General features: G+C 44.5%; 12 protein-coding genes. 3 read left to right on the top strand and 9 right to left on the bottom strand.

Translation table 11 applies throughout. The features are described from left to right. Positions 1-421: 421 nt before the first annotated feature. The gene (locus L5M10_RS04905; RefSeq protein WP_263254946.1) at positions 422-1,759 is read right to left on the bottom strand and encodes a hypothetical protein; all 1,338 of its coding nucleotides are present in this window, start codon (positions 1,757-1,759) and stop codon (positions 422-424) included. 231 nt (positions 1,760-1,990) lie between these two features. Between L5M10_RS04905 and L5M10_RS04900 the strand changes: the two genes are divergently transcribed. Beyond that, positions 1,991-2,680, top strand: coding sequence for a hypothetical protein (locus tag L5M10_RS04900; RefSeq protein ID WP_263254945.1), 690 nt, complete (start codon positions 1,991-1,993; stop codon positions 2,678-2,680). A 321-nt stretch (positions 2,681-3,001) separates the two neighbouring features. On the opposite strand, the gene yjjG is transcribed toward L5M10_RS04900, so the two are convergent. Beyond that, a complete protein-coding gene (gene yjjG / locus L5M10_RS04895; protein WP_131523988.1) occupies positions 3,002-3,682 on the bottom strand; it encodes a pyrimidine 5'-nucleotidase in 681 nt (226 codons plus the stop codon). A 295-nt stretch (positions 3,683-3,977) separates the two neighbouring features. Between yjjG and L5M10_RS04890 the strand changes: the two genes are divergently transcribed. After that, positions 3,978-4,889 (top strand): LysR family transcriptional regulator, encoded by a 912-nt coding sequence (locus L5M10_RS04890; RefSeq protein ID WP_263237516.1) that lies wholly within the window; start codon positions 3,978-3,980, stop codon positions 4,887-4,889. A 141-nt stretch (positions 4,890-5,030) separates the two neighbouring features. Here the strand turns inward: L5M10_RS04890 and L5M10_RS04885 are convergent, their stop codons facing one another. The 4 genes from L5M10_RS04885 to L5M10_RS04870 form a co-directional block, all read right to left on the bottom strand. Next, positions 5,031-6,476, bottom strand: coding sequence for a DUF2075 domain-containing protein (locus tag L5M10_RS04885; RefSeq protein ID WP_263237518.1), 1,446 nt, complete (start codon positions 6,474-6,476; stop codon positions 5,031-5,033). Beyond that, positions 6,382-6,861 (bottom strand): hypothetical protein, encoded by a 480-nt coding sequence (locus L5M10_RS04880; RefSeq protein WP_263237519.1) that lies wholly within the window; start codon positions 6,859-6,861, stop codon positions 6,382-6,384. Before L5M10_RS04880 ends, L5M10_RS04885 begins: the two co-directional genes overlap by 95 nt. After that, entirely contained in the window at positions 6,858-7,088 is a 231-nt protein-coding gene (locus L5M10_RS04875) for a helix-turn-helix domain-containing protein (protein ID WP_263237520.1), read from the bottom strand. Before L5M10_RS04875 ends, L5M10_RS04880 begins: the two co-directional genes overlap by 4 nt. Before the next feature lie 497 nt (positions 7,089-7,585). Further along, on the bottom strand, positions 7,586-8,707 hold the full coding sequence (locus L5M10_RS04870) for a Fic family protein (RefSeq protein ID WP_263254944.1): 1,122 nt from the start codon (positions 8,705-8,707) through the stop codon (positions 7,586-7,588). 359 nt (positions 8,708-9,066) lie between these two features. Here L5M10_RS04870 and L5M10_RS04865 point away from each other — a divergent pair, with 359 nt between their 5' ends. Further along, complete coding sequence (locus L5M10_RS04865; protein WP_263164407.1) at positions 9,067-9,900, top strand: sulfotransferase; 834 nt, start codon at positions 9,067-9,069, stop codon at positions 9,898-9,900. Between the two features lie 53 nt (positions 9,901-9,953). Here L5M10_RS04865 and L5M10_RS04860 read toward each other — a convergent pair whose 3' ends face one another. From L5M10_RS04860 to L5M10_RS04850, 3 genes are all read right to left on the bottom strand, one after another. Beyond that, positions 9,954-11,018 (bottom strand): phosphotransferase enzyme family protein, encoded by a 1,065-nt coding sequence (locus L5M10_RS04860; RefSeq protein ID WP_168826533.1) that lies wholly within the window; start codon positions 11,016-11,018, stop codon positions 9,954-9,956. Further along, on the bottom strand, positions 11,011-11,883 hold the full coding sequence (locus tag L5M10_RS04855; RefSeq protein ID WP_263164404.1) for an NDP-sugar synthase: 873 nt from the start codon (positions 11,881-11,883) through the stop codon (positions 11,011-11,013). The genes L5M10_RS04860 and L5M10_RS04855 overlap by 8 nt, the downstream gene beginning before the upstream one ends. Before the next feature lie 166 nt (positions 11,884-12,049). After that, positions 12,050-13,747 (bottom strand): hypothetical protein, encoded by a 1,698-nt coding sequence (locus L5M10_RS04850; RefSeq protein WP_263164402.1) that lies wholly within the window; start codon positions 13,745-13,747, stop codon positions 12,050-12,052. Between the last annotated feature and the right edge of the window lie 111 nt (positions 13,748-13,858).

Below are 13,858 nucleotides of genomic sequence, written 5' to 3'. Positions count from 1 at the left end.
CAGCGCTTAGTGGCCTAGGATAAACATTGAGGCCTTGGTATTGGCCATTGCTGATGACGGTAAGGTTAGTGTTTGAGGTGTGACGTGAGTACATATTGATATCCCATATTGGTTATTGTTCATAACGTATGGGGTTTGTGTAATTTATAACTCAAAAGCCCCAAAGGGCTTGATATCACTTGCAAAGGTTAGCTCGCCTTTGATGGCAGCTAACCCTGTATGTTCATAAGGTAGTGTTAGAGATACTGGCTGAAGGAATAGTATTGAGTAGTAGGTATGGCTACAGGGTTGTAGTATTAACAAACAGACAATCGCAATAACTGAAATCCCCGTCAATCATTGAGCAGCAGATCGGGCGAACAAGGGCGATGGGATATCACATTACTCGATAATTAAATAATTAAGATCTCTCGTTTGCCTGCTATTTCTCAGTAAGTAGCACATTGATTGGCATGTGCATAGTTGCAGAAACATACACCATCGGTAAAATTTTTAGGCTTCGAATTTTGCCTGTAGGTTTGTGCTCTACGAATTCAGTCAATTCTCTATAGACAAATTTTGCTAACCCAAAGCTGCTGTTAAGAAGAAGCTCAGAAAATGACTCTGCCAATTCACCACTACTCAGCTGCACATCAAATTTCTGAATACTTTCAGGATCCGTCATTATTTCCAACAAAACATCATCTGAAATTTCTTTTTTAATACTTGTCGCAATTGCAAGTTGGCCACAATGTAATGTCTGAGTTGAAAACAGGTCCCAGTGCTTGGTCAGCATCGACGACGCGTAAAAAACAATTCTTTGATTCAACATATCAAAATTTTGCTTATCGATGAATTTTTTACAGAAGTAGCTGTAACACTTCCAAGCATTACCATCGCCGACAATGGTTGCAAACTCTTTGCGAGCAACCAGATAGTTGGTTTCAGCTACAGCTACAGCTACAGCTGGGTCAACTATTTTGTTGGATGAGAGCGCCTGAAACTGCTGCTTAGCTATTTCAACTTTGGCAGCCTCTTGCACCAACCTCTTTGGATTAATTTCCCATTGATTCATCAACTCTACAGGCCTAGTGCGTTCAGGGAATTTTGAATGGTAGGTATTTATAGAATAGCAGCTCTTACTCTGCAGAACTTGCTTCTCCGCGAACTTAGGCCTTCCTGGTTGATAGTCAATAATGTAACCAAGGCCGGCTAACGTTTTACGTTGTGAAGCTAGCTGTTGCTTAGACATACCCGTAAGTTGCTGTAAACACGAATACCCCAGAGAATGCACTTTTCCAAACTCATCGGCATGCATTAAAAAAGTAATAAGTAGTAAACGATTAGCTAATTTTAATGGATGTCGCAGGCCTACTTGATTGTCGCCACAATCAACTAATAAATCCTCAATCAAGACCTTCCAGTAACATTCTAAATCTCCTCGCTGCAGCTTTTCATTGAGTTTATCAGTTGGGCTATACACGCAAGCTGGGCGTCCTTTCCCTGAAGTGCTAATAGCCTTACTCAACGATTTTCTATAAAAGCCAATCCGGCATAACAATGTCATTCCATCAACGAAAGTGTTCTTAGAAACGCCTAAAGCCTTAGCTAACGCCTCAATACTAACGCCACTAATTTCATCGATACCATATTGATATATCAGTCGAATAAAAAAGAATTTTAGTTCAGGTTTTGCAATAAAACGTCTCAAATAACCACCTTGTACAAGGTGGTTTTCTTTAGGTAAAGACAATTCAACACTGATGGCATTTAGGTACATTTTCACCTCGTTAACTTAAACAAAAACTGACTTTAGTAGCGTTAAAAGTACCTATTAAACAGAGTATGTGACTAAGTCACGTAATTAAGAAATAAATTAAGACATTGACAAAATAGCATGATTTAGTTATCAGATTAAGTAAAGATCTTAGAACTAAACTAAGTAATATTAATTAGATAAAACTACTATTATGACTTCATAATCTAAATTAACGTTTATTAGAGGTAATCTATGGTTGAGACTAAAGGTCCATTTGATTGGATAGACTTCAAGAACGTGGATATGGTGAGGTGGGCTGAGGGTTACTTTTTAGAAAAGAAAATTGTACTTCACTATCCAGTTGATCCAGCCTCGTTCGAAATTGGACTTGGGCAGTACAAACAGCAATATGGCAATGAGCTATTATTGGTCCGCAATATGAAGGATGCTTGGCGGAGTGTCATTCAGAGACAGGAAAACAAGAAAAATGGCAAAGTATCAATTACCTACCCAATTTCTATGCAGCATCATTCTCAACTCAGAAAATTGGCAGTCGATGCGAACTTGCCACTGAGTCAAGTCCTAGAAAACCTGATTGATAACAACTTCCAAAATTTAATAGAACAAAAAAAGATTGCAAAAAGCACCGAAAAGGAAAAAAGGGAAGCAGCAAAAGCCGCCAAACAAGCGCTAAAAACACCACCAATTGATAGTTATCTTAAGTTCCAGAAAAGCAATGAAGAAAAAGATCAGCGAATTGATGCATTATCTAGCAATTTAAATTGCTTACTAGAATACTGCGACGAGTTGATTGGTCTCATTGAAAGAACATCTAGCCTTTTCAAGAAAGAAGAGCAAAAAAAATACCGACAACTAGCAGAAAAACTCAACAAACTAAATGTAAATAAAGTTGATGATACAAAAGCTAAGGACCAACAGTAATTTGGCTTATTTCATTCCCAAACGGCTAATCTAGGAATTCACCCTAGCCATTTTCAACTGGTGGGTATATCGGTGGGTATCAATGCGAATTACCAAGAAATAAAGCACACTAGCTATTGTTAAATAATGGTTTTATTGAAAACAAAAACATTCAGATCCAAAACGTTGAGTAATGATAGTTAACGCGTTTTAGATACCAAAAAGCCCTTAATGTAAGGGCTTTTTGTATTTTATGACACTGAGGGGATATCAGTTAAAGCACTCACTCTTAGCCAAACCTATCGCGTGCGAAGTGCTGAACTAGGCTCAGTGAACAATCCTTTACGGTAACAGGATTTTTTGCAGCTCTTGGTGCGAGCTCACTTGATAGTGCGGGGCGATACCGGCGGGTACATCGTGGCCGTGGACGTTATACCAACAAGTATGAATACCTGCGTTGATACCGCCTTGGATATCTGAATGCGGGTTATCACCGACCATGAGCACAGCATCGCGCTCAGGATGACCCATGAGTTCGAAGGCGTGCTCGAAGATGCCCACATCAGGTTTGGCTATGCCGACTTTTTCTGAAATCACCAAAATATCAAAATGATGCTGTAAGCCTGTACGCTCTAATCGCACGGTTTGTAGCTCAGTGAAACCGTTAGTGATGATGCCTAATTTTGCCTTACCTTGGAGCGCGGCTAATAACTCGCGGGCACCGGGTAGCGGCGAACAAATTTCGGCCATTGCCGATAAAAAGGCACTATTGAGCGTCATCGCCGTGACAGATAATTTGGCAGCCCAAGGCTCGAAACGTATGGTCTGCAACTCAGCGGCAGTTATCTTGCCATCTTGATAATCGACCCAAAGTGGTTTGTTAACTAACTGATACTCATCAAAATCGGCTTGGGTAAAATCGACCCCAAACTCACTAAACATCAATTTAAGCCCTTTTAAGGCATCGAAATAAAATAGGGTTTCATCGGCATCGAACAAAATCCATTGGTAAGGCAAGGACATAGGAACTCTCTTTCTGACAAAATAGCTAAGACCCATCCCATGCCGTTCAGTGGCATCGAGAATGGTACATCGGCGATTGCGGCAATACTGTGGCTAACTGCCTAGCAGTAATCAAGATAAGCGATAAACATGAGCGATGAGCGCGAAAATAACTAGGCTTCACAGTCGACACCCGCAATCAGCAAGTGCATTAGTCTACCTTGCATCAAGGGCGATGATAACCACGATAATAAAAACTGACTGTTGAGGTATCATCAACAATAATGGCAGGGGAACGCGATAATCTAAGGACACCATGGAGCACTTTTCGGCACTACCTATCTTTGTCACTGTCGTGGAATGCGGTAGCTTTTCGCTTGCTAGTCAAAAGCTTAGACTGAGTAAATCGGCGGTGAGTAAACGCATTACCCTATTAGAACAAAGTCTGGGTATTCAACTTTTGCACCGTACCACTCGCAGCTTAAGTCTTACCGAAGCGGGCGCCCGCTATTTTGACTATGTTCGTCCTGCAGTTAAACTCGCAGCAGACGGCTTGGACGCCATTTCTGAGCTACAACAAGCGCCTCAGGGCAATTTACGCATCGCCGTCCCTATGGTATTTGGCCGCTTGCATATCGCCCCTTTGATACCCGAGTTTCTGCGCCGCTATCCAAAAATACAGCTGCAAATGCAGATGGATGATAAGACCACCGATTTAATTGCTGGCGGATTCGATCTGGCGATTCGCATCGGCGAACTGCCAGATTCGAGCCTGATTGCCCGTAAAATTGCCCCTTGTTTAAGTGTCATTTGCGCCTCACCCGAGTATCTTGCTCGCCACGCTGCACCACAAACGCCACAGCAACTTAGCCAACATAACTGTTTGCTCTACTCATATTTTCGTGATGGTGTTGAATGGACCTTTTTAAGCCCGCAGGGCCCCACTCGTATCCAGCCGAACGGTAACTATCAAGTCAACAATAGTGATGCCATCCACCAAGCTACACTCGATGGTTTAGGCATAGCCAACCTGCCCCGTTTCATGGTCGACACCGACTTACAAGCTGGCCGCCTACAAGCCTTGCTCGCAGACCATCCCATCCCAGAACATGGCATCTACGCGGTTTATCCACAGCGAAAACATTTGCCGACTAAGGTGAGTGTATTGATTGAGTTTTTGATGGAGAAGCTGGCGAGTTCAGATAAGTTTCAACTTGTAAGCGACTAGGAATTACATCCCTACTTTACCCATATGTTGAATGAGAGATATGCTCGATACCTGTAAAAGCGGAGCAACTCTATCTATCCAATGGGTAAAGTTGATATTGCAAATAGGATAATAAAGTTAGCTCGTGTCTCACTCAAAAGTTCAAAGCTCTTCGATTCCACACGCTTTTAGAAATTGATAAGTCGAATCATAAAAAGCCGGTTTTCTAGTAATATCTAACTCATCGCCTTTAGGGACGAAAATCACCATTCCTTGCCTCGCTCGCGTCAGTAAGACTCGATAGGCATTTTCAAGATACCTGCATTTTTCTTCCCGTTGTCGTTGTTCCCAGCTTGAGCCTCGAAACTGCATATGCTCAAAACCTGCATGACCGAATCTAAAATCAGCCTCCCAAGCAACCAAACACCAATCAAGCTCAAGCCCTTGAACATCAAACTCTGTGGCGACATCTTCAAGAAAATGTGAAGAACGAATATCCTCTATCGGCCCCAAAAACCAATCTTTATGCTCAATTTTGTTTTTGACGAAAATGCCTTCAGCTTTTAATCGAATACCATTTGACGAGGCTAGCATTCCCATTGTTTCAGTCCCACGCACTTGAGATTTTATCCAACATTTAGCAGCCTTTAAGTCTCGGGTAACTTTAATTGGATATTTTTGCTTAAAAGTCGCCAAAACATTCAAAGCCATGCCACTGTTACCATTAACTAAATGGTGGATAAAATTTGACAACTTTTCGGCTCGAAATGAACGCATCGATGTCGCCAAATGTAAACAAGGTAACAAAGTACCTTTTGAAAAGTCGCGAGTCGTTAAACCCGTAGACACATACTCACCATTAAGTAAATCCGTAGAATAATAAGCATCCCAGTGAGTAAATCGGTTGCCAAGTGCATCCAACCATCCAAAAAGCCCAACCTCGCCGGTGTTGATTTCTTGTCCACCGCCGATCAACGCAATAATTACAGCCCAATCTTCATGGCGGTCCATCACTTCGATAAGATATTCTGGCTCAGACTTATTGAATCCAGCTTGATTACGCTTGGTCTGCATGAATTTGCTAGTCTGCTCAACATTCCAAGCACGCTGAGCTTCGTCAAAGATAGCTACTTGCTCTACTGGGGGTTTGTTCGATGTAAGCGAGTCATCCCTAAACTTATGGATATTCTGAATAAATTGCTCAGTATGTCGTCGACAATCGCCAATTTTCTCTTTAGTGCGATCACGTCTATCTCGCGCCAGGGCTTCTTGCAAAACAGAGACTAAAGGGCCATTTCCGCTTAAAAATACTGCATATTCCTTTTCGTCAGCATTAGAATGCGCACTCGCAATATTAAGCCCTACAAGGGTTTTGCCCGCACCCGGAACGCCGGTAACGAAACAAATGATTTTTCGCTTATTGATCCGAGCATTGTGAATCAACTGAAGTAATTGCTGGCTCGTTTGTCCAAGATTTTGAGTGTCGGCTTCACTACGAGCAATATCTTCGACTTTATGCTGCGCATATAGCGCTTGCGCCGCTTCGATAATTGTTGGTGTCGGCGAATTCTGGATTTTTCGATTGGCTCGTCGCTTTCGTGGCGACAAGCAGAGGAACTAGATATTTATCATGACTACCGCGATGAAAGTTTTTTAAATCTAAAGCATATCCATGAGTTTGCCCCATATCTGCAGCAGTAAATACTTTTGCGCCAACTTTAAACTCTACAACAAAAACAATCCCTTTAAATATAATCACGACATCGGCACGTCGTCCCATTCGTGGGATCATAAACTCAATGAAAATGTGCCCTTCTCGCTCAACGCTCTCGGCCAAGGAGCGTTTGAGAACTTCAATTTCAGCACACCAAGCACGAGTTTGTGCATGCAATAAATGCTGAGTATGGAAACGTGATATCTGCCCGGTAATCGCATCGGGCTCAGCAGATAGAAAATCTTTAAAACTCGCCGAATAAAATGCTCGTTGAGTCATAATGATCCCTCAACGGTAAAATCAAGAAGTTGTTTCGCCGAGATATCTAAAGCACTGGCAAGCTTAAAAAGATTAATCAAACTAACATTGCGTTGCCCACGTTCAATGCCGCTGACATAGGTTCTGTCCATGTCAGCTTTTAATGCAAGCTGCTCCTGAGAAAAAGATCTCTCAAGTCGCAAACTTTTTAGATGAGTACCGAATGAGGTAAGCAAATGATCTTCCATGAATAATCCTTTGAAGAGTTTTCATGATGATCTTTACTTGTAGACAATACGTCTACGGACTATGAGTCACATTAAATGCCTAGCACTTAATGATTTGGACATAACATCGCACAGGGTAGTCACTCACAAAATGCAAAATGATTGTTGCCGCTGATTACATTTAGACGGCAAATTCCGCAATCTACTTACCAACCACTCGGCAATAAGTACCTTGTACTTCGGCCGCCGACGTCGGCTTTGGGCCAGTATCTATCTCAAATTTCTATTAAGCGATTGGTTCTACTGGCTAACAGATATGCGCGAAGGCTAACAGGATTAGGCACTAACATGGAAGTGACTATCCGTGACAGGACGTCACGGTTGAGCATCCTGGGACTTGAACATTCCCTATTTAACTGCCAGTTCGCCTTCCATGGCTCTCGTTCATAAACTTAGAAACCCTAGGTTTCTATTCACCGAGTCACTGGAATGCAAGTGCTTGATAACATGCCTAACCTTTATCGTTTCATACTGAGTGGCAATAAGTATCTGGTACTTCGGCCACCGGCGCCGGCTTTTACTAAAAAGTGCTGTTCGACCATTTGCGCAAGATGACGGGTGGCGGTGGCGCGGCTCACCTTAGCAACCTTTTGATACTGGCTACTATTAATCCCTAACTCAAAATCGCCGTCTAACATGCAATTGAGTACTTTGGCTTGCTCTTGACTCAATAAAGATTGGTCGACACTTTGCCAATACTGAGTTTTCGACAGCGTTCTGCTCACATCTGCCATCGCATTGAGTAAGCAATCATTGAGGGTCTCAAAAAACCATACTAACCAAGGAGTAATATCGACATCCCCCCTTTGAGTGGACTCTAAAATGTCATAGTAAGTTTGGCGACGGGCAAGAATACTGACCGACATAGCGTAAAAACGAATCGAGCGTTTCTCCGCTTGCGCCAAAGCTAAATCAGTCAATAAACGCGTGATGCGCCCATTACCATCATCAAGTGGATGAAGAGTAACAAACCAAAGATGTGTTATCGCCGCACGGATAAGCGGATCTAAAACCTGCGCTTGCCGTGATGCATTAAACCATTCGATAAACTGTGACAGTTCAGCATCCAAGGCTGCTCTAGAAGGTGCCTCAAAATGTACTGTTGGTTTATCAATGCGGCCAGAGACAACCTGCATAGGTATATCGCCACGCAGCGCTCCGCCAATAACAGGGTTAAACAGCGTATAACCCTGGGGAAATAACTGTTTATGCCAACCCAATATCCGCTCAAGGGTTAACTCTGTATCTAAATTTTTTAAGGCATCGAGCATAATGTCAGCCAAACCATCGGTTTGCGCTGTTGTCGGATACGGTTTATCTTCAGTCACGCCAAGTTTTTTAGCTAAGGATGAGCGCACCGAAGCCGCATTGAGCTTTTCACCTTCGATGGCACTGGAATGGATAATGTTAGCGAGTAAGGTGTCGAGTGCAGCGTCTGAAGTTAATAAGCTATCGTCGTGACTTAGCATTTGCTTGCCAAGCAACAGGCCCTGATTGAAATAGACCTGACGCAGCAAGGCATCAATGCTGCTGGTGTTCCAATGAAACTTAGGCCAATCGGCTTGCTGCCAAATCCACATATCTACCCCATGAATCAAATAACAAGCCTATTCTACTCACATAATGAGGCGATTAACAAACCTATTCGCCTCATCAATACCAACATGGCTATGCAATACAGGGAAATGTGCCTTGTTGGTAATCCGGGAGCTCGTTTCTAAGCCTTGCGGTCAGCCATTTTTATCGTACAGCGGCCATACGATACTGTGGCGCCTTTACTGTGGTGTATTGCCGCTACGCGTGACTTTTATGTGTAGCCACCGACAAAGCCTTCGCACTGAGATATACTGCCGCCGCTGATTTGACACGCCAATGTGAAACGCCGAGGTGATAACTTACGGCTTTACCGCACCGCTGACACACATTCTGAGCCTAACCTATGCCTGATAACGCCAACAATTCACCAACCTCGACTCACGTACAATGTACTGCTAATGCACAGCGTATCGGCAATGTTCAACCTACTGGTCATTCACCGATTGCGACGCAAGATGCAATGCATCCAGTCCAGTCGAATGCGCTCAGTGACGAACAGATAAAGGTGAAAAAGCAGAAAGTCTTTATCATAGGTTTGCCACGCACGGGCACCACGAGTGTGAGTGTGGCGCTATTGGAGCAAGGGCTAAAAGTGGCACACATGGCCTTTACTAAGCAGGCATTTATGCTTGCCGATGCAGTGTCTGACACGCCTTGTTTCAGCGATTATCAGCAGTTGGATTTATTATTTCCCGAAGCAGTGTTTGTCTATCTCGACCGAGATATCAATACTTGGTTGCCTTCGATGCAGATGTTACTTGGTAAAATGGCACCCCATTTGGATGAAAAAACAGGCCGCTTCCATCCAATATTAAAGCGCAGTTTTAGGCATACTTTCGCCATAGATAAAGTGGCGGAACCTGCCAGCAGTGAGCACTTAATTGCTTGTTATCAAAAGCATCAGCAAGAAGTATTCGCTTACTTTAATGGGCGGGAAGACTTTATTTCAATTGATGTTAGCCATGCAGGAAGCTTGAGTCAGTTACTGCAATTTTTGGGAATGGAAGCAAACGCGAAGAATAGCGATGTTACATTAGGTTTAAGCGAGCCACTGAGTTTCCCTAAACTTAACGTGGGCCGCAACGTGGCAAGTTGGGGCGAATATAAACACCCCAACAAGGTCAACACCAATAGCGCAGGCCCACAAAGCCGTAAGTTTTTCGACTACACGCTTTAACAATGCATTGGATCAGTACACAGATACCAATGTACAGATATCCAAGCGCTGAATTAAAAATTAGCTTTAAGCACAGCCTCTTGGTCGAGCAAGCTTTGGTACAAGGTAAACTGGTTCGCGGCGCGGTCTAAATTATGGCCTTCGCGGTGGATATGGAAATACACATCACCATTAAGATAATCCGTTAAAAAACGAACACCTATCATCAAACAAATCACCCGAGCACCGAGCCACAGACTGCGCTTTTCGTCTTCCGTTAAAACGTCACCCAACTCGCTCAAGTAGCCACGGCAAATCGCGGCGAAGATATCTTGGCGCACTTGGACTTTATCCAAAGCCGTTGAGTCTTCTTCCTCTGGCGAGCAGAAGGTGCGGACCATATCACCAAAGTCATACATCAGATGACCTTTCATGCAGGTATCTAAATCGATAATCGCCATGCTGGACATGTCGCGTTTATCGAAAAGCATGTTATTGATTTTAGTGTCGTTATGACAAATTCGTAGCGGCAGCTTTGGCGATATTTCTGCAAGTTCATCCAGCAAAGCCTGCTGAGATAACGCGTAATCGACCCAATGACGGCAGAGCGCTAAGCGATGCTGACTATCGAGTTCAGCGGCCTGCTTTAGTAAGGCCATGCGTCCCGGTAAATGGTGAAATTGGGGGATCACATCTTCAAGCTCTGTCGCATCAAAATCACTCAAGGCAGAGGCAAAATGCCCAAAGGCCTTGGCCGCCATTTCCGCTTCTTGTTCCGACTTAACCACTTCAATGCTAAGACTATGGGGCAAGTAACTGATCGCACGCCAAAATCCTTGCTCGCCTAAATCGATAGCCAGCTCACCCTCTTGGGTTAAACATGGGCTAACGACTTTAAGGCCGTATTGTTGCTGTAATGACTTAGCGCATAAATGATGGCTAATTTTATCGGCATTGCAGACCAAAGCGTTGGGTGTTTTAAATACCTCAGTGTTAATTCGCTGCAATACCAATTCGCCCGCAGGCCATCGCACTAAAAGGGTGTCATTGATGTGGCCATTACCGAGGGCAGAAATTTTCGCCTCGGCAGATTCAATACCAAAATGAGGCAACACTGACTGCCTGATGAGTTTAATCACTCAATAACTCCGTTAATTTTTGTTTTACCCAGACAGTGTCCTGCGGATAAGTCACGCCAAGCCATGGCTCACAGGCAACATCGACATACACAGGCAAACCTTGCTCAATTCCCGCTTGTACTATGGCGGGTAAATAGCATTCAGACTTAGGTTGTTGACCCTGTTGCCCGATAAATTCGGTTAATTCACGTTTAATAACATCAAATATGTTTGGGGAGAAGCCCCAGCATGTCATAGAGACCAAGGACTGCGCCGGCAAATTAGCATGACCCTGCGGGCCATCACCCATTAAGTGGCCAGCTTGCTCGGCGATATTGAGCCATTCGGCGACCGATTTAAGCTGACCATTTTCAACCTGACACAAACCACGATTAACGCCACCGTGTTCCGACAATGTGAGTTCTATGGGATAGGCCACCATCATCCACTCGGTTGGCCTAGTGCTTAAGCCTTTGGCTAAGGAAGCAAAAGCGCTATCACCATAAAAATCATCTGCATTGATAACGGCCATTGGCCCTTTAACGAGATAGCGCGCACTCCAGAGTGCATGGGCCGTACCCCAAGGTTTAAGCCTATGGCTAAGATCCGCCAACTGCGCCGCTTCGGGTAAATCCGTTAAGACTTGATAGCAAAAATGATATTCAAAATCGACTGGCAAAAATCGTGTCAGGATCTCAGTTAATTCACTTTCTAACTCTGGGCGGATCACCAGCACAGCACGCTGAAAACCACTGCGAATGGCCGACATGATTGATAGCACCAACATGGGTTCACCCGCGGGGCCGAGTGCCGCCAATTGCTTATCGCCGCCGAAGCGACTACCTAGCCCCGCAGCCATAATGACTAAGGTCAATTCTGTATTCATGCTGGATTGATATATTCAGTTCAAATTTAAAGGTGTTCCCCCAAACCGCAGCGACCTAAACAACCTAAAGTACGGTTTGAGAAAAAGAGGAGCAAAAGTGTAATCTACCCCTCTAATTGTGACTAGCATTTAAGCAGAATTTTTATCGACTTAGCTGCAGACTTTTTTAACGAGCAATATAATCGCCAAAGGTGCGATTTTGTTCCAATATCGCTTGGCTGCCCTTAAGACTGAACTTATAACCACACAGGCTAATATTACCTCGACGAGCGAGATCAATAATGATGGCCTGAGTATCGAGTGGTGAGAATCGCGCCTCTGAAGCGGAATCCGCTTTCAGATCCACAGTCACAGGGCGATAGTCAGTGCCATTGTTAAAGGATAAGACGCTGCAAGTTTTATCTCCCTTTGCCGTCGCTAAGGACCACAGGTTTTGTGCTTTACCTTTCTCACCGAGCCAACGCATGATCAAGATGTCATCCTCCAGCGCCACAGAAAAACCGTCCGGTAACGCGAGCGTCACCCGCTCACCCGCATAGGGCGCAATCGCGTTAACTGTGACAACTTCTGCACCATCACCCGTCTCTGCATCACCATTTGGCCAAAGTCCCCACACCAAGGCAATCAATAGCACCACACCACAGCCAATTCCTGCTGGGCGCCAATAACGGCGTTCCACTTTCGGCAGTTTAATCTTAGGCAACACCAAGAAACGCTTTAGTGGCGCCAAAAACTCAAATAAACCGCGAAATAGCTCAGTCATCGAACCAGAATCTTTTGCTTCGGCGCGGCGCTGACGCACTTCTTCGGCATGATCTCTATCGTTAAAGCTGTCAGGCTCGTCATCTTCTTCGGCGGTAAAACGCCAACCGGGTTCAGCACTACGCTCGGCAGGATCTAATTGCGCCGCAGTAAAGTCGACATGTTTCAAATTAACATTGTCCACATCGACATCGACCAACTCAATGTGGGTCTGTTCAACGCGGCTAGTATTAGCGGGACGGAAATCTGCATGGCTGCCTGGTATCACAAAATCGGCAGGATTCTGCGTCATTCGAGTTAACGCATCAAAGCGCAGCTCATCTTGACGCAACGCCTCTCGCTCTGCCTCCGCCGCGCTAACACTCGGCTCAACCCTCGGCGATGTTAAAACAGATTCAACATGGGTAGACAAATCGACCTCTGGCTCAGACACAGTCTCAGCGCTAATGGTTTGGGCATGAAGCTGCTCAACATGCGGCTCACGCCTTTCAGCTTGAGGTTGTGCTTGAATATGAGAGGTAGATTTTGCCGATTGTCTTACGGCAACGTCTTGAGCAACAATAGGTTTAGGGTCAATGATGTTAGGATCTATGGCAGTTTTAGATGCCATGGCTTTAGGGTCTATAGTGTTAGGATCTACTATTTTAGGATCTATGGTTTTAGGAACGATAGTCGGTTCCACACGGCGCCTAGGCATTGCCTGTGATGTTGGTGCATCCAGCTCAGGACCGAAATAACCGTAGCGATAATCCACTATCGTTGGTGCAGGAAAGCGCCAGCCCCAAAATGTCAGTCCCGCGGCTAACACTAAACTCAATCCAATTAAGGCAATATGCACACCGGCCGCTAGCAGGCCGATGAAAATTATTAACGGCAATAGAAATACGCCAATCAAGCCTTTTGACTTATCGGCATCGGCCAAACGACGCAAACTGGTGAGCCCTAATAAAGGTAGACCCAACAATGCCAGCAAATACATCAGAAAATTAGCCCCAAAAGCAGCGGCTGCAAATGCAATACAGACGTAAACGCCAACACTGATTGCGACAAAACGGGGACGAGAATCACGCCCGTGAAGGCAGAAAAGAGATTTTAACAGCACGACCCTTCCTTTATTGTTATAAAAACGAGATACAAAAAGACACTCATTGCCTTATTCGCACGAGCGTAACCAATTTACCCGCAATTGTCAGTGCCTACGACCCAAGTCGGA

This window comes from Shewanella sp. SM32, from assembly GCF_025654235.1.
Taxonomy (GTDB): Bacteria; Pseudomonadota; Gammaproteobacteria; order Enterobacterales; family Shewanellaceae; genus Shewanella; species Shewanella oncorhynchi.
Note: the sequence above shows the minus strand (reverse complement) of the source record. Positions and strands in the feature narration are given on the sequence as shown.